This window comes from Pseudomonas sp. URMO17WK12:I9, from assembly GCF_900230165.1.
Lineage (GTDB): Bacteria > Pseudomonadota > Gammaproteobacteria > Pseudomonadales > Pseudomonadaceae > Aquipseudomonas > Aquipseudomonas fulva.
Map to the genome: position 1 here is coordinate 194,272 of NZ_OCMQ01000007.1, position 20,519 is coordinate 214,790.

The 20,519-nt window shown below is 61.0% G+C and carries 14 protein-coding genes and 1 pseudogene; 3 read left to right on the forward strand and 12 right to left on the reverse strand.

Going from position 1 to position 20,519, the window contains the following annotated elements; genetic code table 11:
* Positions 1 to 117: 117 nt before the first annotated feature.
* On the forward strand, positions 118 to 1,194 hold the full coding sequence (gene hppD, locus CRP40_RS15610; RefSeq protein ID WP_027914930.1) for a 4-hydroxyphenylpyruvate dioxygenase: 1,077 nt from the start codon (positions 118 to 120) through the stop codon (positions 1,192 to 1,194).
* Between the two features lie 15 nt (positions 1,195 to 1,209).
* On the opposite strand, the gene CRP40_RS15615 is transcribed toward hppD, so the two are convergent.
* Complete coding sequence (locus tag CRP40_RS15615) at positions 1,210 to 2,022, reverse strand: CSS-motif domain-containing protein (protein WP_027914931.1); 813 nt, start codon at positions 2,020 to 2,022, stop codon at positions 1,210 to 1,212.
* Positions 2,023 to 2,495: 473 nt separating this feature from the next.
* Between CRP40_RS15615 and CRP40_RS15620 the strand changes: the two genes are divergently transcribed.
* Positions 2,496 to 4,388: a response regulator gene (locus CRP40_RS15620; RefSeq protein ID WP_080992871.1), complete on the forward strand. Its 1,893-nt coding sequence runs from the start codon at positions 2,496 to 2,498 to the stop codon at positions 4,386 to 4,388.
* Between the two features lie 18 nt (positions 4,389 to 4,406).
* On the opposite strand, the gene CRP40_RS15625 is transcribed toward CRP40_RS15620, so the two are convergent.
* From CRP40_RS15625 to CRP40_RS15655, 7 genes and pseudogenes are all read right to left on the reverse strand, one after another.
* Positions 4,407 to 5,462 carry a hypothetical protein gene (locus CRP40_RS15625; protein WP_027914932.1) on the reverse strand — a complete coding sequence of 352 codons (1,056 nt, stop codon included), beginning with the start codon at positions 5,460 to 5,462 and terminating at the stop codon, positions 4,407 to 4,409.
* Between the two features lie 188 nt (positions 5,463 to 5,650).
* Positions 5,651 to 7,066: a TolC family protein gene (locus CRP40_RS15630; protein WP_027914933.1), complete on the reverse strand. Its 1,416-nt coding sequence runs from the start codon at positions 7,064 to 7,066 to the stop codon at positions 5,651 to 5,653.
* On the reverse strand, positions 7,063 to 10,242 hold the full coding sequence (locus tag CRP40_RS15635) for an efflux RND transporter permease subunit (RefSeq protein WP_027914934.1): 3,180 nt from the start codon (positions 10,240 to 10,242) through the stop codon (positions 7,063 to 7,065). The genes CRP40_RS15630 and CRP40_RS15635 overlap by 4 nt, the downstream gene beginning before the upstream one ends.
* A gap of 78 nt (positions 10,243 to 10,320) precedes the next feature.
* Positions 10,321 to 11,496: pseudogene (mexE, locus tag CRP40_RS15640) on the reverse strand (multidrug efflux RND transporter periplasmic adaptor subunit MexE); the annotation flags it as partial.
* Between the two features lie 175 nt (positions 11,497 to 11,671).
* Positions 11,672 to 11,959, reverse strand: a complete 288-nt coding sequence (locus tag CRP40_RS15645) for a hypothetical protein (RefSeq protein WP_027914936.1) — start codon at positions 11,957 to 11,959, stop codon at positions 11,672 to 11,674.
* An 85-nt stretch (positions 11,960 to 12,044) separates the two neighbouring features.
* On the reverse strand, positions 12,045 to 13,397 hold the full coding sequence (locus CRP40_RS15650; RefSeq protein ID WP_027914937.1) for a GntP family permease: 1,353 nt from the start codon (positions 13,395 to 13,397) through the stop codon (positions 12,045 to 12,047).
* Between the two features lie 109 nt (positions 13,398 to 13,506).
* On the reverse strand, positions 13,507 to 14,046 hold the full coding sequence (locus CRP40_RS15655; RefSeq protein ID WP_027914938.1) for a gluconokinase: 540 nt from the start codon (positions 14,044 to 14,046) through the stop codon (positions 13,507 to 13,509).
* A 205-nt stretch (positions 14,047 to 14,251) separates the two neighbouring features.
* On the opposite strand from CRP40_RS15655, the gene CRP40_RS15660 reads away from it, so the two are divergent.
* Entirely contained in the window at positions 14,252 to 15,271 is a 1,020-nt protein-coding gene (locus CRP40_RS15660; protein WP_027914939.1) for a LacI family DNA-binding transcriptional regulator, read from the forward strand.
* 28 nt (positions 15,272 to 15,299) lie between these two features.
* Here CRP40_RS15660 and CRP40_RS15665 read toward each other — a convergent pair whose 3' ends face one another.
* The 4 genes from CRP40_RS15665 to cobM form a co-directional block, all read right to left on the reverse strand.
* Positions 15,300 to 18,581 (reverse strand): transporter substrate-binding domain-containing protein, encoded by a 3,282-nt coding sequence (locus CRP40_RS15665; protein WP_027914940.1) that lies wholly within the window; start codon positions 18,579 to 18,581, stop codon positions 15,300 to 15,302.
* A 16-nt stretch (positions 18,582 to 18,597) separates the two neighbouring features.
* On the reverse strand, positions 18,598 to 19,212 hold the full coding sequence (locus CRP40_RS15670; RefSeq protein ID WP_027914941.1) for a response regulator transcription factor: 615 nt from the start codon (positions 19,210 to 19,212) through the stop codon (positions 18,598 to 18,600).
* A 220-nt stretch (positions 19,213 to 19,432) separates the two neighbouring features.
* Positions 19,433 to 19,675, reverse strand: coding sequence for a DUF1272 domain-containing protein (locus tag CRP40_RS15675; protein WP_081728205.1), 243 nt, complete (start codon positions 19,673 to 19,675; stop codon positions 19,433 to 19,435).
* A 63-nt stretch (positions 19,676 to 19,738) separates the two neighbouring features.
* Positions 19,739 to 20,485, reverse strand: a complete 747-nt coding sequence (cobM, locus tag CRP40_RS15680; protein ID WP_027914942.1) for a precorrin-4 C(11)-methyltransferase — start codon at positions 20,483 to 20,485, stop codon at positions 19,739 to 19,741.
* Between the last annotated feature and the right edge of the window lie 34 nt (positions 20,486 to 20,519).

Below are 20,519 nucleotides of genomic sequence, written 5' to 3' on the forward strand. Positions count from 1 at the left end.
TCAGATTGATCATTGGTGACTTCCTCGCGCGCAGTGTGCGGGGCATTCCGTGCTCCCCGCCGGCGCTGTTCGACATCCCAGGCAAACATTGAATTCGCTGCAGATGAGGACACGCACATGGCTGATATTTTCGACAATCCTATGGGTTTGATGGGCTTTGAGTTCATCGAGCTGGCTTCGCCTACTCCCGGGGTTCTGGAGCCTGTATTCCAGATGTTGGGCTTCACCAAGGTGGCCACCCACCGCTCCAAGGATGTGCACCTGTATCGACAGGGCGACATCAACCTGATCTTGAACAATGAACCCAGAAGCGTAGCTTCGTATTTCGCCGCTGAGCATGGCCCGTCCATTTGCGGCATGGCGTTTCGTGTGCGCAACGCTCACGATGCTTACGCCCGCGCCCTGGAGCTGGGCGCACAGCCCGTCGAGATCGAGACGGGCCCGATGGAACTGCGTCTTCCGGCGATCAAGGGCATCGGCGGTGCCCCGCTTTACCTTATCGACCGTTTTGAAGAAGGTAGCTCGATCTATGACATCGACTTCAACTTCATCGACGGCGTGGATCGCCACCCGACCGGTGCAGGCCTGAAGGTCATCGACCACCTGACCCATAACGTCTATCGCGGGCGCATGGCCTATTGGGCTGGGTTCTACGAGAAGTTGTTCAACTTCCGCGAAATACGCTACTTCGATATCAAGGGGGAATACACAGGTCTGACCTCCAAGGCGATGACTGCGCCCGATGGCATGATCCGGATTCCGCTCAACGAAGAATCGTCCAAGGGTGCGGGGCAGATCGAAGAGTTCCTGATGCAGTTCAATGGCGAAGGCATTCAGCATGTCGCGTTCTCGACCGACGACCTGGTCAAGACCTGGGATGCGCTCAAAGGTCTGGGCATGCGCTTCATGACCCCGCCGCCGCAGACTTACTACGAGATGCTTCCCGAGCGCCTGCCTGATCATGGTGAGCCGGTGGATCAGCTTCAGGCACGTGGCATTTTGCTGGACGGTGCAGCACAAGCCGGGGACAAACGACTGTTGTTGCAGATATTCTCCGAAACGCTGCTGGGGCCGGTGTTCTTCGAGTTCATCCAGCGCAAGGGTGACGACGGATTCGGAGAAGGCAACTTCAAGGCGCTGTTCGAATCCATCGAGCGTGACCAGGTTCGCCGCGGCGTGCTCAGCGTCGAGTAAATACCGGCGGTGCCGTCATGGTCCTGGGCGATCGACGGCACTGTTTCGCTGCCTGCCGCGCATTTTGCTCAACACCATGTAGATCACCGAGCCCGTCATGAGCCCCACCAGCATCAATGAAGGGAGCATCTTGAACACGGCAGTGCGCAGTTCCTGGGCGGCGTAACCCGCGGGATAGCCAGCGACCACCCGGTAAGGGTACTGGGTGGACCCCAGTTCATGGGTGAATTCCGCGACGGAAGGCCTTGTACCGTTCAGGCTATCGCCATCCTTCCAGACAGAGTGCTTGTCAAACTCCAACACCAGCGCGAGTCCGTCCTTGAAAGCGTCAAGTTCAGTGCGCAATTGCACTGGAAAGCTTGTTGCGATCACGCCTTTTTTCTCACCTTGCACGTACATGTTCATCAGCAAGTAACCCTTCGCATCCTGCATCAGGTGGTTGAACGTCAACAGTTGCCCGGTCGAGGCGATTTCAGTCAGCAGCTCATGCGAGTCCGAGGCGGAGCCGCAATAGGCCTTGCCGTCATCAATCACAGCCAGCGACCTGAGCATCGAACGGCTGGTCACCTGGTCGACAAGGGCGCGTCTGATGCTACTGCAAGGCTGACCAGCCAGTGGCAGCGTGCTCATGGCCACCTCTTGTACGCGGTCCAAGGCTTGATCGACGCTGAAAACCGCCTCCCGAACCGACACTTCAGCGTTGTCCGCAAGCTTGGCCTCCTGCTGATAATTGATGACCAGTAGTCCTGAAAAGACAGGTACCAGACCTACAGCCATCAGCAGTACCAACTCAAGCAGGCTCCGCCCCGCATGCATGAACTTGTCCATCGATCATCGTTCCTCAAGCCTCGCGCTGCCCAGGGTAGGCAGCTGGCTCAAGCCTAGGGCGTTGTTGAAAGCACCACTGTAGGGGGATAGCCGAGAAGGTGTGGGATTTGGTTAGGCTGAACGTAGCTGCCATCCGTATTCATAAGCGGTGCAGCAACAGATGAATGGGCTTGCGCCGGCACATCCGGGGCAGGAGTGTCTGCGTGTCGCGCTGGCCTATGCTAACGTGGCACGGCGCATGGAGCTTGCGTGCAGGCCCATCACTAAGGCCACCGGCTTTCGCTTAACGACGGAGAACCACATTGGTCGGCAAAGAAGGACCTGGAGTCTCAACGAGATCGGTCGCAACTAGACTCTCCAAACGGACACGCCCAAGCGATTTCAAGGAACAAGTAATCCGCTTCGATTGGTCGCATACGCCTCTGGGGGCCTTGCCCCACTGGCCTGCCTGCTTGCGCATCGCAGTCGACACCATGTCTCGCTCGCCGTTTGCGTGTGCTGTGGTGTGGGGCAGTCAACTGACGGTCATACCCAACGACGCCTATGTGGCGCTCAAGGGATCGCCAATCACGTTAGGTGCGCGTTTCGATACGCTGTGGCACGACGACTGGGAAAGTCTGGGCCCGTCTGTGTTCGACGCGCTAGCGGGCCGTTCCAGTTTCATCGAACATCCGCCAGTCCACATCGCTCGCTGCGATCACGCTGACGGCATCTGGTGCGCCTTGGGTTATACCCCCCTGAACGATGAGTTAGGGGAGGTCGCAGGGTTTGTCCATACGATCATCGAAACCACGGCGACCAAGGGGGGCCGTGAGCATTGGCGAAGCCAGGCCATGTCGTTGGAGAGGCAGATTGCATCTCATGCCAGCGAGCTGGAAAGAATCTGGCAGCTGTCAAACGACGCCATGATGACGGTCACCTCCGACCTCAAGCTGCACAATGCCAATCCCACCTGGCTAAGCATTCTCGGATGGGAGCTGGAGCAGGTGCGGCACTTGCCCATCTTGTCCCTGGTCCACCCTGCAGACCTTGCACAGGTCCAGCTAGCGATTGAATCGCTGCTGCGTCGCAACGATACCCATCAGATCGAGACGCGCCTGCGGCACCGTGAAGGCCACTACCACTGGTTTAGATGGCGTGCGCGAGTGGGTGCGAGATTGGTGACCATCGTAGGGCGAGACATCACCGGAACACGCGAAGAGGCCATGCGCCAATCCCGCATGTTGATGCGTAACACCGAGCGCATGGAGGCGGTGGGACAATTGGCCGGCGGCATGGGCAACGAGATGAACAACCTGCTGTCGGGTATTGGGGGTGGGCTTGAGCTACTGCAGCTGCGACTCCAGGAAGGGCGCCTGGAACGTATCGAGGAGTATGTGAAGCTTTCTCGTGATTCGGTACTACGCGCCATGGAACTGACCCATCGCCTGCTCGCCTTTTCTCGTGATCGGCCTTCGGCGCCGAGACCGTTTCACCTCAATCGCCAACTGCGCCTGAGCGAGCCGCTGCTGCTGAGCGCTCTGGGCCCCGAGATGCACATCGACTGGCAACTGGACGTCGCATCCTGGGTCGTAGCCTTGGACATTGCGGCGTTCGAAAACGCATTGCTGTGCCTGTGCGCCAATGCGCGCGAGGCAAGCCTAGGCAAGGGCACCGTGAGGGTTCGCAGCGTCAACGAACGGCTGAGCGTGCCCTTTCCGGATGAAACAGGGTTGCCTGCCGGCGACTATGTGGCCCTGCATATAGCCGATGAAGGTCATGGCATGCCGGCCAGCGACGTGGCCAGGGCTTTCGAACCCTTCTTCACCAGCAAGCCTCCAGGTCGGGGGGCTGGGCTGGGGCTATCAATGGTCTACGGTTTCGTTCGTCAATCGGGTGGCTATGCGTGGATCGAGTCTACGGTGGGCGAGGGGACCAAGGTAAGCATGCTGTTCCCACGCTGCTTTGAGGCCGTTCACGAAACGCTCGCCGGTCGCAAGAGCTCAAGCCGGGTAGGGAGCGGCGAGCGCGTACTGCTGGTCGATGATGAATCGAACCTGCGTACGGTGATGCGCGAATACTTGATTGAATCTGGCTTCGATGTAACCGATGTCGCGGATGCCAACAGTGCTCTGCAGCGCTTTCGCCAGGATGAACCTTTCGAGCTGGTGATTACTGACATCGGGTTGCCCGGCAGCTTCAGTGGCAGGCAAGTGGCCAAGGCCATGCGCATGCTCAAGCCAGACCAGAAGATCCTGTTCATCACGGGCTATGCCTTGCAGGAAATCGACTCCGACGCCACTGAGCAGCCCGGAACGGCGCTTCTGCGCAAGCCATTCCAGCTGGCGCAGTTGGCGGAGCAGGCATTGGAGATGATCGACAGCTGACGCAGGGTGGCCGCGAGTCTAAAGGTCTTTCTGCAGGAATGGATCATCAGGGTTCTGGCGCTCGAGTTCGGCGAGCAGCACCTGGACATTCTGCAACTGTCCGGACGCTTTCCAGTACTCGATCAACAGGACTCTGGCTTGCCGATTGGCTGGCGCTCTGCTCAAGATGGCTTCCAGCTGTCTCTGAGCCGCATCCAGCTGTTCAAGGTCATGCAAGGTCGTGGCAAGGGTCAGACGATACTCGGCATTGTCCGGCTCCAGTTCGACCGCCCGCGACAGCGCCAATAGCGCGTATTCCTGCTGGTCGTGACGAATCAGCCAACGGCCGAGTTCATGCTGCAAGAACGCCGAATCGGGTGTCACTGCCAACGCATCGGCCAGCACCTGACGTGCAACATCGTGCGCCCCTTGGCGCTCGAGCACGGTCACCTTCAACGCCACGGCATCGAGGTTGCTGTTATCGCCCGCCAATGCCCGCTCGATGGCAGCGGCCGCCTTGGCATACTCGTCCTCGTGCAGGTACAGGCGGGCCAGCTGGACCTGTGCATCGACGTCCTGGGGCTGGGCGAGCAGAACCTGCTCCTGCGCCCCAATGGCTTCGTGCAAGGCACGCAGATACAGGCCCATGCTGTCAGCGTCCACGTCCAACAGCGCCCCTACGGCCGCAAAACGAACGCTCTGATCGCTGTCTTCAAGCAGGGGGCCAAGTATCAGGCTCCGCTGAGGCCCAGGCAGCAGGCGGCTGATCGCGGACACGGCGGCGCGACGAACGATGGCATCGGCATGGTCCAGATCTGCCTGGGCCAGCTTGAAGGCTAGCGCAGACGGGTAATTGGGCAGCTCGGCATACAGGGCCGCTCGGCGGATGGCCGGTAGGTCATGGCGCTGAAGCTGTTGGTACAAGACCCGCGCAGCGCCGGGCTGACCGTCATGGGCCTGGCGCAGTGCCTTCACGTAGCTATGCGGGGGCAGTGCTGGCTGATCAGGCTCCACGTCGCGCCACAGATAACCGAACAGCGCTGACAGCATCATCAACGCCAGCAGTGCAATCAGGTAGCGGGTACGTCTTGGCATCGGACGGTCCGTGTGTCAGGAGAGGCAAAGCTTGGGCCAGCCTTCGGTTAAATGCAACCGGGCTGGGTACGCCTGTGGCAGGCTTTGCCTGAAACCCGCAGGCCCGAGCAAAAAAAGCCCCGCAGAACTCGATCTGCGGGGCAAACGGCCGGTCCGGGACCAACCAAAGGAGCTTGTTGAGCTGCGGTTCAGTGCGAGCTGGCTACCGTGTCAGGTTGCCAGCCGCCACCGAGTGCCTTGTAAATTGAAACGATTCCCCGATAGAGGTCGACCTCGCCAAGGGCCTGTGCATCCTCCGCACTCAGGCGCTCGCGCTCGGCATCGAGCAGCACCAGGTAATCGACTGACCCCTCGCGGTAGCGGATCGACGCCAGGTCGGCCGCTTTGCGGCTGGCCTCGCTCTGGCGCATCAGCGACAGCAGCCGCTGCTGGATCTTGTCGTAGTCGCTGAACGCATTGGCCGACTCTTCCAACGCCAGCAATACCTGCTGCTCATAGTTAGCCAGCGCGCCTTGCGCGTCGGCTTTGGCGCCGCGCAGGCGTGCCCTCACGCTGCCCAAGTCAAAGGCCGCCCAAGTAATGCTGGGCCCCAACCCCCAGGCGCCCGCTGCCGAGGAGCCGAGCTGGGAGCCGCGCGCTGCGGTGAAGCCCAGGAAACCGCTCAGGCTCACCCGGGGAAACAGATCTGCCGTCGCCACCCCGACGTTTGCGGTGGCCGCAGCGAGCTGGCGTTCGGCGCTGCGTATGTCGGGGCGTCGGCGCAGCAGTTCACCAGGGTCACCGACAGGCAAGGCCTTGGCGATGGCTGGCAGTGCTTTGGGGGACAGGTCAACGCCGATTGCGTCAGGTCGACGGCCCAGCAAGGTGGCGATGCGATGCCGCGATCTGGCCTGTTGGGCCTGCAACTGCGGCACACTGGCTTCGACCCCTGCCAAGCGCGCGTCGGCCCGTACCACGTCCAGTTCATTACCCACCCCGGCATCGCGCAGCGTTTCAGTGATGGTGCGCGATTGTTGCTGGGTCTTGAGGTTCGCCAAGGCTATGTGTTCACGCAGTTGCGCGCCGCGCAGCTGACCGTAGGCGTCGACCAGCTCGGCGATTAGGCTGACCTGAAGTTGCTGAAGGTCAGCCGCCGCTGCTGCTTCCTGAGCCTGGCTGGCTTCGATCTGGCGCGTAATCCGCCCGAACAGGTCGACTTCCCACGCCATGTCCAGGCCAAGGTCGTAGCGCTCGGCATTGACCCGATGGTCAGTCTGGCCAGGCACCTGGCCTTTGCCCACTTCACTGCTGGCACGGCTGGTCACGACCGGGAACAGATCGTTTTCGGCATCGTCCCGAATCGCCCTGGCCGACTTGAGTCGTGCGAAAGCGACCCGTAGATCTCGGTTACCTTCCAACGAGGCCTGCACCAGTTGGTTCAGGGTCGGGTCGTCGAACTGTTTCCACCAAAGGCTCTCGAAACGGGTGCGGTCATAGGCCTTGGCCTGGGCATCGACGTCCAGCTGAGCTGGGGCAGTAGCCGGCGCGTGGTAATCAGGCCCTACCGCGCAGGCCGCCAGGGCCAGGCTGAGCAGGCTTGGTGTCAGGTGTTTGAACAGGTTCATGCAGGGTTCTCCAGCGGATGGATGCGCTCGGCCTTGCGGGCCTGACGTCGCTCGACAAAACGGCGGATCAGGAAGAAGAACACCGGGGTCAGGAACAGGCCGAACACCGTGACGCCGATCATCCCGGAGAACACCGCCACGCCCATGGCATGACGCATCTCCGAGCCTGCTCCCGAGCTGAACACCAGCGGTACGACACCCATGATGAACGCGATGGACGTCATCAGGATGGGGCGCAAGCGCAGACGGCAGGCTTCCAGCACCGCAGCCAGAGGATCGAGGCCTTTGGCCTGCTCGTCCTTGGCGAACTCCACGATCAGGATGGCGTTCTTGCAGGCAAGCCCGACCAGAACGATGAGCCCGATCTGGGTGAAGATGTTGTTGTCACCACCGGAGACAATGACGCCAGTAATGGCCGAGAGCAGCGTCATCGGCACGATCAGGGTCACCGCCAAGGGCAGGCTCCAGCTCTCGTACTGGGCGGCCAGTACCAGGAACGCCAACAACACGCACAACGGGAACACGAACAGCGCAGTGTTGCCCGAGAGGATCTGCTGGTAGGTCAGGTCCGTCCACTCGAAGGTCATGCCGTTGGGCAATTCCTGCTTCAGGAGTTTCTCGATGGCCGCTTCTGCCTGGCCTGAGCTGTACCCAGGCGCCGCTGCGCCATTGATTTCTGCGGTGATGAAGCCGTTGTAGTGCATCACGCGATCGGGCCCGGAGGTGTCGGTGACCTTGAGGAACGTGGCCAATGGGATCATCTCGCCCCGGTTGTTGCGCACCTTCAATTGGCCAATCTGCTCGGCGTCGAGTCGGAACTGCTGCTCGGCCTGCACGTTGACCTGGTAGGTACGTCCGAATCGGTTGAAGTCATTGGTATACAGCGACCCCAGGTACACTTGCAGAGTGTCGAAGATATCGTTGATGGCCACGCCGTGGGTCTTGGCTTTCTCGCGATCGATGGCCGCATCGACCTGCGGCACGTTGACCTGGTAGCTGGTGAACAGTCCCGCAAGCTCAGGCACCTCATGGCTCTTGGCAATGATGTTCTGGGTTTCCTTGTACAGCGCTTCGTAACCCAGGTTGCCACGGTCCTCGATCTGCAGGCGGAAGCCACCGATGGTGCCGAGCCCTTGCACGGGCGGCGGTGGGAAGATCGCGATGTAGGCGTCCTGAATGTCGGCGAACTGGGCGTTCAAGGCTGCGGCGATGGCGGCGGCCGACTGGCTGGGGTCCTTGCGCTCGTCGAAGGGCTTGAGAGGCGTGAACACGATGCCGCTGTTGGGGCTGTTGGTGAAGCCATTGATGGACAGGCCCGGGAACGCGACAGAGTCCGCCACGCCCGGTTGCTTGAGGGCAATCTCGCTCATGCGCTTGATCACCGCTTCGGTGCGGTCAAGGCTGGCGGCATCCGGCAGCTGGGCAAACGCCACCAAGTACTGCTTGTCCTGGGCAGGCACGAAACCGGTCGGCGTGGAGGAGAAACCCAGATAGGTCAGGCCCATCAAACCGGCATAAACGAACAAGGCGATGCCACTGGAACGGATCACTCGGCGGACACCGCCCACGTAGCGATGGCTGGCGCGGTCGAAGAAGCGGTTGAAGGGCGCAAAAAGCCAGCTACCCAGCAACCTGTCCAACAGCCGCGAGAATTTGTCCCTGGGCGCATGGTGGTCCTTGAGCAGTACCGCCGCCAAGGCAGGGGACAGGGTCAGCGAGTTGAACGCCGAGATCACCGTGGAGATCGCAATGGTCAGGGCAAACTGCTTGTAGAACTGTCCAGTCAGCCCCGAGATGAACGCTGCGGGTACGAACACCGCGCACAGCACCAAGGCGGTGGCGATGATCGGGCCTGTCACCTCGCTCATGGCTTTTTGCGTGGCTTCGAGCGGTTTGAGACCCAGCCCGATGTTGCGCTCGACGTTCTCCACTACCACGATGGCGTCATCGACCACGATGCCGATTGCCAGCACCAACCCGAACAAGGAAAGGGCATTGAGCGAGAAGCCGAACAGGTGCATCACGGCGAAGGTGCCGATCAGCGATACCGGTACGGCCAGTAGCGGAATGATCGATGCACGCCAGGTCTGCAGGAACAGGATGACCACCAGCACCACCAGTACCAATGCTTCGAACAGCGTGTGCACCACCGCCTCGATCGAGCCGCGCACGAACACGGTAGGGTCGTAGACGATGCTGTAGTCCATGCCCTCGGGGAAGTCTTTCTTCAATTCCGCCATCTTGGCGCGTACTTCATCGGAGATGTCGATGGCGTTCGAGCCCGGGCGCTGGAAGATTGGGATGGCCACGGCAGGCTGGTTGTTGAGCAGCGAGCGCAGCGCGTACTGGCTAGAGCCCAGTTCGACACGAGCGATGTCCTTCAGGCGCGTGATCTCACCGTCCGCACCGGCACGGATGATGATGTTCTCGAATTCTTCCTCATTGACCAGGCGGCCCTGGGTGTTGATCGAGAGCTGGAAGCTGGTGGAGCCCGGCGCCGGCGGAGCACCCAGCTGACCCGCGGCCACCTGGCGGTTCTGCTCGCGAATTGCAGTGACCACATCGGTGGCCGTCAGGTTGCGCGAGGCGGTCTTGTTCGGGTCCAGCCAGACGCGCAGGGAGTAGTCGCCCATGCCAAACAGCTGCACATCACCCACACCACCCAACCGTGCCAGCTCGTCCTTGATGTTCAGGATGGCGTAGTTGGACAGGTAGAGCATGTCATAGCGGTTGTCCGGTGAAGTCAGGTGCACGACCATGGTCAGGTCGGGCGACGCCTTGTCCACCGTGATACCGATACGTGTCACTTCCTCGGGCAGCTTGGGCTGCGTGCGGGTCACACGGTTCTGCACCTGCACCTGGGCATTGTCCAGGTCGGTCCCCAGGGCGAAGGTGATGGTCAAGGTCAGCTTGCCATCGGCGGTGGATTGCGAGGACATGTAGAGCATGTTCTCGACCCCGGTAATGGCTTGCTCCAGGGGCGCGGCAACGGTTTCGCCGATGACCTTGGGGTTGGCACCCGGGAAGTTGGCGCGTACCACAACCGTAGGCGGTACGACCTCAGGGTATTCACTGATGGGCAACTGGAACAGCGAAATGGAGCCTGCGATCAGCAGCACCAGTGACAGCACCGCCGCGAAGATGGGCCGTGTGATGAAGAATTTGGAGAAGTTCATCGGTGGGGTTCCTCAACCGCGCGGCGCAGGCGCGCTGGCGCCCTGATTGGTGTTGCCGGCCACTTTGGCCGTGCGGGTGCTCGCCTCCAGAGCCTGACGTTGCTCGGCAAGCGCGGCCAGTGTCTGCTCGCTGGCCATTGGCGCTTCTTCAGGGGTGACCTGGGAGCCTGGACGCACTCGCTGCAGGCCCCTGACCACAATGCGGTCGTCCTTGCCCAGCCCGCTGCGCACGATGCGCAAGCCCTCAAGCTTTGGCCCCAACTCGACAGCGCGATAGGCCGCCTTGTTGTCTTTGTCCATGACCAGCACGAACTTCTTGCCAAGGTCGGTGCCCACCGCTTCGTCGTTGATCAGCACCGCATCGTATTGAGCGCTGCCGACCAGCTTCAGGCGTGCATACAGGCCAGGGGTGAATTCACCGCGTTTGTTGTCGAACACGGCCCGGCCACGAATGGTGCCGGTGCGCGGGTTGACCTGGTTGTCGACGAAGTTCATCTGCCCCAGGTGCGGGTTGCCAGTCTCGTTGGTCAGGCCCAGGTAGACCGGGGTGCTTTGCCCGCGCTGGCCTTGGCGGGCCAGCTGTGTGTACTTGAGGTAGACGCGTTCGTCAGCATCGAAATAGGCGTACACCTTGTCAGTGGAGACCACGCTGGTCAGGGGCGTGACATCGGCAGTGACGATGTTGCCGGCGGTGAACTGCGCGCGGCTCACGCGGCCGTTGATAGGGGAGGTGACACGGGTGAAGCTCAGGTTCAAACGAGCCAGGTCAAGTTGGGCCTGGATGGCATCTACGCCGGCGCGTGCTTCGGCCGCAGCACTGTTGCGTGACTCTGCCAGTTCGGCGGAGATGGCGTTACTGTCTCGTAGACGCTCGCCCCGGCGAGCTTCATTGGCGCTTCGGATGGCGCTGGCCTTGGCTTGCTGCAGCTGGGCCTCAAGGCGGCGGACTTCAGCCTGGAAGGGCCGAGGGTCGATCTGGAACAACAGGTCACCCTTGCGTACCTGGGCGCCTTCGGTGAACGCCACTTGGTCGATCTGGCCCGACACACGGGGGCGCACCTCGACGGTTTCCGGCGCTTCCAGGCGTCCGGTGAACTCGTCCCATTCGTTGATCGGCTGTTCGATCACCTTGGCCACGGTGACCTTCGGAGCTGCCGGGGCCTGCGCGGCATCGGGGGTTTTGCTGCAAGCGCCGAGCGCTACCACTGCGAGGGCTGCAAGTGGAACACCGAAAGGTTTGAGTGACTGCTCCATGGAGAACTCCGCCAATATATTAGGAATGGGCGGAGTGTGAGTGTGTTGCGTGCGGGGAACGAATCGAATGGGCTGAAGGTTATTATCATGGTGAATGATATGAACCCATCGGCTATCGCCACCTGGTGATGAAGGAGCCGCTCAGCGGTGGGGCGCCCCCGGCGCCCCCAATGAGTCAGGGCTGGCTTGCACCCTTGCTTGATGCGCCTTCCGAGCCAGTGCCGTCCATGCCCGGTAAATCCTGGTTGTCGTTCTGCTGCGCCGGCGGGCTGTCTGGATCATTGCCCTGTAGCCTTGGATCGGTATCACGGGGCATGGGCTTCTCGATCGGGTTGAGAGTGCTGTCTGCACCCGGCTTGGGTGCCTGGTTGTGCGGGTCATCCGGGTAGGTAGGCCCGGTGCCGGCCGCCAGGGCCAGGGGCGAGGCAAGCAGGGCAAGCAACAGGAAGCTGGGACGATTCATGGCAATCTCCTTTGCAACGGGCAGGGCAGGTTCGTAACCTTTGGCCTTGCCCGGCCGTTCAAAGTGCCAGCACTCCGATCAACGGTCACACCACCAGCGACAGCGCCATGATGAATACGATGCCGACCACCGACAGCAGGGTCTCCATCATGCTCCAAGTCTTGAAGGTCTCGGCCACAGTCATGTTGAAGTACTGCTTGACCAGCCAGAAACCGGCATCGTTGACATGGGACAGGATCAGCGACCCGGCACCGGTCGCCAGCACCAGCAGTTCACGGTTGACCCCAGGCACCAGGTCGATCACAGGTGCCACGATTCCCGCACCGGTAATGGTCGCCACGGTGGCAGAGCCCGTGGCAATTCGAATCACTGCGGCGACCAGCCAGGCCAGCAGAATCGGTGATATCTCGGCCTGTACAGCCATTTGCCCGATCACGTTACCGACACCGGTATCGACCAGCATTTGCTTGAAACCGCCGCCGGCGCCAACGATCAGGACGATGGCAGCCGTGGGCGCGAGGCTGTGATCGAGCATCTTCATGATCTGTTGGCGGTTGAAGCCGCGCGCCGAGCCAAAGGTGTAGAACGCCAGCAGCAAGGCGGCGAGCAGCGCAGTGATGGGGTGCCCGATCAGGTCCATCCATTGGCGCACGATGTGCTCAGCAGGCAATACCACATCGGCGAAGGTCTTGAGCAGCATCAGCACCACCGGCAGCAAGACGGTGATCAAGGTGACGCTGAAGCTCGGCAGGTTGGCCTGGTCCGATTCCTTGGCGATCTGGTCCATCAGCTCCTGTGAAGGGTGCCCAGGGATATAGCGCGAGATGAAGTTGCCGAACAGTGGGCCGGCGATGATGGCCGTGGGCAGGGCCACGATCAGGCCGTAGAAGATGGTCTTGCCGATGTCGGCATGGAAGATGCCGATGGCCAGCAACGGCCCCGGGTGCGGCGGTACCAGGCCGTGCACGACGGATAGACCTGCCAGCAAGGGGATGCCGATCTTGATCAGCGACACTCCGGAGCGCCGCGCGACGATGAAGACCAGTGGGATGAGCAGGACGAAGCCAATCTCGAAGAACAGCGGGATGCCCACCAGAAAGGCAGCAAACATCATGGCCCAGTGCACGTTCTTCTTGCCAAAGGCCCGAATGAGGGTCTGAGCGATCTGATCGGCCCCGCCGGAATCGGCCATCAGCTTGCCCAGCATCGTACCCAGTGCGAGCACGATGCCGACGAACCCGAGCACGCCTCCGAAACCGTCCTGGAACGACTTCATGACCTTGGCTACCGGCATACCAGAGGTCAGGCCGAGGAAGCCGGCAGCCAGGGTGAGGGCAACGAAGGGGTGCACCTTGAAATGAGTGATAAGCAGGATCAGCCCGACGATGGTAACCAGCGCGTCGAGGAGCAGGAAAGTATCAGTAGCCAGTCCGAACATGGTGTATAGGCCTCGGTCTTATCGTTGTTTTTGGCGTAGCTTGTTGGGTAAGTCATTGCATGAATGGGCTAAGACAGCGCTGTCTTGACGGTCCGAAATGCGAGCAGACTCAGGCAGTCTGCGCAACACTGTGCTCGGCGCAGCGCTTGAGCCAGCCGTCGACCGCCTCGGCAAGCGCAACGATCGGCTGAGTGGCGTCCAGCGTCAGGGTGAGCGGTTCATCGTAGGGCGGCTCAAGGGCGGCGAACTGGCTCTGGATGAGGCTGGCCGGCATGAAATGCCCTGGTCGCGCCAGAACCCGTTGCTCAGCTTGGGCAGGGGTGAGCTCAAGAAAGACGAACATCAGCCCAGGCATCGCGCAGCGCAATGTGTCGCGGTAGCTGCGCTTGAGTGCGGAACAGGTGAGAATCGGCCGCATGCCGGCCTCACTCGTCGCTTGCATCTCCTGGCCCAGGCGTACCAGCCAACCGGCACGGTCATGGTCATCCAAGGGAATACCGGCGCTCATCTTGTCGATATTGGCCTGCGGGTGGAACGCGTCACCTTCGATCAGGTGTCCGCCGCTGTAGGCGGCGATGGCAGACGCAATGCAGCTCTTGCCGCACCCGGCCACACCCATGACCACGATGGCGGGCAGTGGAGAATTCATCTGTACCTCCTGCTGGGTGGGACAGCGCTGTCTTGGGCTCGGGCAGCGCGGTCTCCCCAATGTTTATTGATCTTGTGCTTACGCAGTATGGACGCCGTGCGGCAATCACCTGAGAGCAACCGGCAAACAGCCGTTGCCTACGTCCTGAGACAGCGCTACCTTAGAGGCCGTTCCCAGTCCTTGCAAGTAGTAAAATTACAACATTATGGCCCGCATTGGTTCGCGCACAACTGGTCGTCCCACCCTGGCTGAAGTCGCCAGACTGTCCGGGGTTTCCCCCATCACTGCATCCCGGGCCTTGCGCGGCGTCAGTACCGTGGCCCCTGAACTCGCGGCCAAGGTTGTGGCTGCGGCCACCACCCTTGGCTATGTGGCCAATCCCGCCGCCCGCGCGTTGGCATCTGCCCGCAGCCACTCGGTCGTGGTGCTCATACCGTCGCTGTCCAATCAGTTGTTCATCGACACACTGGAAGCCATCCATGATGTGATGCGCCCACGAGGGCTGGAGGTGCTGATCGGCAACTACCACTACGATACCGCCGAGGAAGAAAACCTCATTCGCAATTACCTGGCCTATCAGCCTTGTGGCATGCTGCTGACCGGTTTCGAACGCACTGACGCTTCGCGTCAGATGCTCGCGGCCAGTGGCGTACCCTGCGTGCACATGATGGAACTGGACGGGGAGGCCGACGCGTTGGCGGTAGGCTTTTCCCAACATCAGGCTGGCCGGGCCGCAGCCCAACACCTGATCGAACGCGGTTGCACTCGGCCTGGATTTATTGCAGCACAGCTGGATCCCCGGGTCATGCAGCGGGCTGAGGGCTTTCGGCTAGCGCTGGCCGAAGCTGGGTTGCACGCGCCCGAGCGTGAGGTCCTGACCCCGGCCCCGTCCTCGATCGCACTGGGAGGGGAGTTGTTCAGCCGCCTGATCAGACAAGCCCCCGAGGTGGATGGCATCTTCTTTTGCAACGATGACCTTGCCCAAGGCGCGGTGCTTCAAGCGCTGCGCCAGGGCATCCGTGTCCCGCAGCAGGTGGCCATGGTCGGCTTCAACGATCTGCCGGCTTCGGCGCACATGGTGCCCAGGCTTACTTCCATTCGCACGCCAAGGGCTGCGGTGGGACGTGTCGCCGCCCAGGCGTTGTTGACGCTGCTCGATGGCAAAGCCGTGACGCCAGCCCGGCAGGACCTGGGGTTTGAGTTGATGGTGCGAGAAAGCTCCTGAGGTTTCACGCGCACCTGGTGCGAGTGACTCAATTCGGCTCTGATGGTCTGGGCATGGCTTCCAAGGTAGCGATCAGGTCTTTGTGCAGTGTTTGCAGGGTGTCCTGGAGTACCCGACACAAGTTGTCTACAGGATCACCTGCTACAAGCGCCTGCTCGAGTGCTTCGCAGTCGGCGACCAAGTGACGTACCTTAAGCATCTTGGCCCCACCCTTGATGCGGTGAACCAATGCCTTGAGCGTCCCGTCCGGCGGCTGCCCATCCAGGGTGCGCAGCGTTGAAAGGTCTTCGGCCACGCTTTGCGACAATTGCTCGATCAGATGCCTGATCAAATCGTCGTCGTCGCGGGTCAAGTGACGCAGCTCGGCCAGGTTCAAGCCGCCGGGCCGGGCAGGTGCAGGGGCTGCTGGTGGCTTGCGAGCCGCCTGCGGCAGGTGTGCCTTTAGGCCATGCAGGCCGATAGGCTTGAACAGGCAGTCATCCATCCCGCTCGCCAGGCATCGCTCCCGCTCTTCGGCCTGGGCATTGGCGGTTACCCCCAGAATCGTCGCGGGCGACAGGCCTTGCTGGCGCTCTTGAGCACGGATACAGCAGGCCAGCTCATGACCGTCCATCACAGGCATGCTGCAGTCGGTGATCACCACGTCAAAGCGCGTTTCTCGCCAAAGCTGCAACGCGATTTCGCCGTTCTGCGCCTGGGTCACCTGATGGCCCAAGGCGCGCAACTGACGTTCAAGCAACAGCAGATTGGCCGGGTAGTCGTCCACGACCAGGATGTGCAACGGGCAAGCATCAAGGCCCGTGGTTGGGTCCTGCCCGTCAGAAATGATCTGGGGCGTACACTGGGGCAGGGCCATGAGGATCTGGACCCTGGTACCCACTCCCTCCACACTCTGCAGTGTCAGCGTACCGCCCATGAGCTCGGCCAGGGCACGGCTGATGACCAGGCCCAGCCCAGTGCCCTGGCGCGCACGGGGCCCGTCGACCTGTACGAATGCATTGAACAGGCGTGCCTGGTCCGCAGGGCTTATGCCGATACCCGAATCGCGCACACAGAGCTCGACGCGCTGGAGTTCGCCCTGTACCGAGGTGCGCATCGCGGTGTGGACTTCACCACGGTCGGTGAACTTGATCGCATTGCTGATCAGGTTCGACAGCACCTGCTTCAGGCGCGCAGCATCTACCTGGACCCAGACCGGTTCGGTGGGTAGGTCACAGGCGAGCTCAAGGCCCTTGAACCTCGCATTGCCCTCGAACACGCGAAGGGTAGCGCGCACCAGGTCCACCAGGTCGGTGGGGATGGGCTGCAAACTGATGTGGCCTGACTCGATCCTGGAAATATCGAGAATATCGCCTATCAACCCTAGCAGCCCCAGTGCCGACTCATGGGCTGTCTTGAGCATGTGGGTATCGCATCGACCGGCGCGACTGTCCTCGAGCGCCAGTTCCAACAAGCCGAGCACGGCGTTCATGGGGGTGCGTATCTCATGGCTCATGGTGGCCAGGAACGTGCTTTTCATGAGGCTGGCCTGCTCGGCTTCATCCTTGGCATGGCGAAGTTGCTCCAGCAAGCCTCGGCTCAGCGCCAGTTGTGTCTGCAGGGCGCGCTCGGCTTCGACCCGCTTCTGGATCAGTTTGCGCAGGTAGCTGTTCCAGAAGACGACACCTGCGATCAGCAACGCGGCAATCACCAGCACCTGGAGCGCCAGTTCTCGGTAGTTGCGCCATGGGCTGTCGCTGACCACGGTGCTCGTCCTCCAGCGATTGATCAGTTGCTCAAGTTCTTCGGGCGCTATACTCAGCAATGCTTTGTCCAGGATCGATTGCAGTTGGGGTTGATCGGCCGCGACGGCAAACGCCGCAACGGCTGGGTCTTCGTCAAGGATGCTCGCGATCTGAAGGCGGTTCTTGAAGACGTGACTGATGTAATAGGCCGCGTTGATATGGCTACTCAACGCGGCATCAGCGCTGCGATTGACAACCGCCTCCATCAGGTCCAGCGGGTTGTCGACTTCGACAAGCCGCGCCCGGGGGTAGCGCTGCTGGAGCATGGCGCGTTGCGGAGAATTGCGAATAAATGCGATTCGTTGCGGTTCAAAGCGCTTGATGCCGGCTTGCGAAGGGTTATCGACGCGGGTAACGAGCACGCGCGGGCTGATCAGGTAGGGCCGTGTGTAGCGCACTTGTTTGGACCGTTCAGCGCCGTAACCCAATGCGCCGATCATCAGTGCGTCGCGCTGGCCCAGACGGTCGATCATGGACTGGGCAGACTCGGCTTGCCTGGTATGAAAATGCAGCCCGGTCCTTAGGGTAATTTGTTTAAGCAGGTCCAGGGTTATGCCACTGGGTCGCTGCTGATCATCGTAGAACGTCAAGGGTGCCAAGGCCGGATTGATCAACACGTCTACCACCGGGTGAGCCTTGATCCAGGCTTGCTCCTCATCTGTCAGTACACTCAGGTGGCGCTGCAACAAAAGACTGGTATTGCTGTTGCTCCAGCGCTTGAGGATGGCCAGGCGCTCGCTTTCCCCAATCCGGCGCAGTGCCTTGTCGAGCAGTTGACGCAGCGCATCGTTATCGCGTGCCACTGCAAAGGCAAACGCTTCTGGGACGATGGGTGAGAAGTGATCGATCCGCAGGGCACCTCTGAAGGTCTTGCCGATCAGATAGTCTGTGCTGATTGCATCGCCCAGGTAGGCATCGGCTTCGCCCATAGCCACAGCGGCAAGGCCAGCCTGGGTGGAGCGATACAAAACCAGCTGCGCTGCCGGGTAAAGGGCGCGGGCACGATTGGCGGATAGATAATGGTCAACCATGGCCAGACGCAGCCCTGCAAGATCGTGGGCCGGTGCAAGACGCTGGCCTTCGCGCGTGACGATCACCGGCAGGTCATCGGCATACGATGTACTCAGACTCAACCCAGCGTCTGCAGCCTCAAAGCTGTTGGAGCTGCCCAGTACGTCCACACGTCCTTCATGCAGCGCCTCAATGGCCTGATAACGGCTATCGAAACGCTTTACTTCGACGGCTATACCCAACAACTCAGCGATGATGCCGACGTAATCCGCTGTCAGACCTTCGTAGTCACTGGGACTTACGTTGATATCAAATGGTGGATAGTCCGGCCGTGAGGTGCCCAGCACCAGGCGCTTGCGAGCGTCCAGCCACTGGCGCTCGGCCGTTTGCAGATTCAAGGGCTGCGTGGCGCTCACCGAACGGGCCAGCAAACTGCGCGTCTCGCTCGCCAGCGACTGCGCGACAGGCCCTGCCAGTACCATCAGCAGGAGGGTACTGGCCAGCAAACGTTTAATCGTCATGCACCGCTCATCAGTAGACGTGGTTGCGCTTGGCCAGGTCCACCATTTCCACCAGCGACTCGGTCTTGAGCTTATCCATGATCCGGCCACGGTAGGTGCTGATGGTCTTGGCGCTGAGGTTCATGCTACTGCCGATGTTCTTGTTGCTTTCTCCACGGGCCAGACGCCTGAGAACCTCCATTTCGCGGTTGGAAAGGCTCGCCAGGCGCATGGGCTCGCTTTCGAGCGAATTGCTGTTGACCGACATCTGCGGGAACGTCGAATAGCCTTTTACCAGGGCCTTGAGCGCGAACAGCAAGGCGTCGTGATCTTCATCCTTGGTCACGAATGCGCCGATGCCTGCGTCCAGACAGCGGCGTACATACAAGTCGGTCGCCTGGCCAGTGAGCACCATGATCTTGGGCACCTGATCGAGTGATTGCAGGCGCTTGATAACTTCCATTCCGTCCAGCCCAGGCAAACCGATGTCGAGAATCACCACGTCCGGTTTGAGCTCGCGTGCCATTTGCGCGACTTCACTGCCATTGCCCACTTCTGCAACGACATTGAAACGTTCATGTTCGAGCAGCATGCGCAGGGACATACGGACGACGGGGTGGTCGTCCACGATCAGCACATTGGTCATTGGGAAAACTCCTGTTCAGATATGGTCCGCTTCCTGGGACACTCAGGAATACTTCTGTAAGCGGGTTAGTCAGAAGCGCAGCAAGATACGACCATTACCGAACTTTGATAATGCCGAGTATAGAAGTGTTGAATAACCTTGAAGGAGCCGATGAAAAATCCTACAAAAAGGCGGGCGGTTCAGCAGCTTGTGGCCTCGCGTTGGCCGCCGAACCGTATGATCAGGTACAGGCAGTGTGTACTTTGTTTACGCGCAGTGAAGATGCAGGGTGTTCAGCCAACGATTTGCCCACGCGCGCGGGACGAGTCGAAAGAACGCCCTGGCAGTTGGGGCATCGACCATGCAAGCGTCCCTGCGCACACCCTCGGCAAAACGTGCATTCGAAGGAGCAGATGAAGGCATCGAGGCTGTCACCGGGCAGGTCGGCATCGCAACACTCGCAGTTGGGGCGTAATTCCAGCATAGGCGTGGTTCCTGTCGGGAGGGTCTGGAGGCAGTGTGCTCCGGGCTGGAACTGGCTCGCAAGCTAGGCGCGGTACAGGTGCGCATGTCCGGCACGGTAAAGGGCCGATTCGGCGAACGGCGTGTCACCCAGCACTCGGCCCACCACAATCAACGCGGTGCGGCGATAACCTTTGAGGGCGGCGCGCTCGACGATGTCGTCCAGTGTGCCTCGCACCCAGTCCTGGTCCGGCCAGGTGGCGCGGTAAACCACGGCAATGGGGCAGTCGCCACCGTAGTGAGGCCGCAGCTGCTCAACGATGCGTGCCAGGTGCTTGACCCCCAGGTGAATGGCTAGCGTCGTGGCATGGCGCGCAAGCGCCTCCAACTGCTCGCCGGCTGGCATGGGCGAGCTGTCTGCGAAGCGAGTAAGGATCACGCTCTGAGCGACGTCGGGCAAGGTCAATTCGCATCCCAGCAACGCGGCGCTCGCAGCCACGGCGGTGACGCCCGGCACAATCTGATAATCGATGCCAAGACGCTGTAGGTGGCGGATCTGCTCACCGATAGCGCCATAAAGACTCGGATCACCGCTGTGCACGCGTGCGACATCCTTGCCCTGGGCATGGGCGCACTCAATGGCGTCGATGATCTGCTCAAGATGCAGTTCTGCGCTGTTGATCAGGGTGTCGGCGCAGTGACCTTCCAGAACGGCAAGAGGGACCAGGGAACCGGCATAAATGATGACAGGGCAGGTGCGAATCAGGCGCTGCCCCTTGACCGTGATCAGCTCGGGGTCGCCGGGGCCGGCGCCGATGAAATAAACCGTCATGGTATTCCTGAATGATTGACAAGGGTGAGCGGGA

Coding starts and splice junctions, on each gene's coding strand:
- CRP40_RS15635 (WP_027914934.1), bottom strand. CDS start 10,242: ATGAACTTCTCCAAATTCTTCATCACACGGCCCATCTTCGCGGCGGTG.
- CRP40_RS15630 (WP_027914933.1), bottom strand. CDS start 7,066: ATGAACCTGTTCAAACACCTGACACCAAGCCTGCTCAGCCTGGCCCTG.
- CRP40_RS15655 (WP_027914938.1), bottom strand. CDS start 14,046: ATGAATTCTCCACTGCCCGCCATCGTGGTCATGGGTGTGGCCGGGTGC.
- CRP40_RS15645 (WP_027914936.1), bottom strand. CDS start 11,959: ATGAATCGTCCCAGCTTCCTGTTGCTTGCCCTGCTTGCCTCGCCCCTG.
- CRP40_RS15675 (WP_081728205.1), bottom strand. CDS start 19,675: ATGCTGGAATTACGCCCCAACTGCGAGTGTTGCGATGCCGACCTGCCC.
- hppD (WP_027914930.1), top strand. CDS start 118: ATGGCTGATATTTTCGACAATCCTATGGGTTTGATGGGCTTTGAGTTC.
- CRP40_RS15620 (WP_080992871.1), top strand. CDS start 2,496: ATGTCTCGCTCGCCGTTTGCGTGTGCTGTGGTGTGGGGCAGTCAACTG.
- CRP40_RS15625 (WP_027914932.1), bottom strand. CDS start 5,462: ATGCCAAGACGTACCCGCTACCTGATTGCACTGCTGGCGTTGATGATG.
- cobM (WP_027914942.1), bottom strand. CDS start 20,485: ATGACGGTTTATTTCATCGGCGCCGGCCCCGGCGACCCCGAGCTGATC.
- CRP40_RS15650 (WP_027914937.1), bottom strand. CDS start 13,397: ATGTTCGGACTGGCTACTGATACTTTCCTGCTCCTCGACGCGCTGGTT.
- CRP40_RS15660 (WP_027914939.1), top strand. CDS start 14,252: ATGGCCCGCATTGGTTCGCGCACAACTGGTCGTCCCACCCTGGCTGAA.
- CRP40_RS15670 (WP_027914941.1), bottom strand. CDS start 19,212: ATGACCAATGTGCTGATCGTGGACGACCACCCCGTCGTCCGTATGTCC.
- CRP40_RS15615 (WP_027914931.1), bottom strand. CDS start 2,022: ATGGACAAGTTCATGCATGCGGGGCGGAGCCTGCTTGAGTTGGTACTG.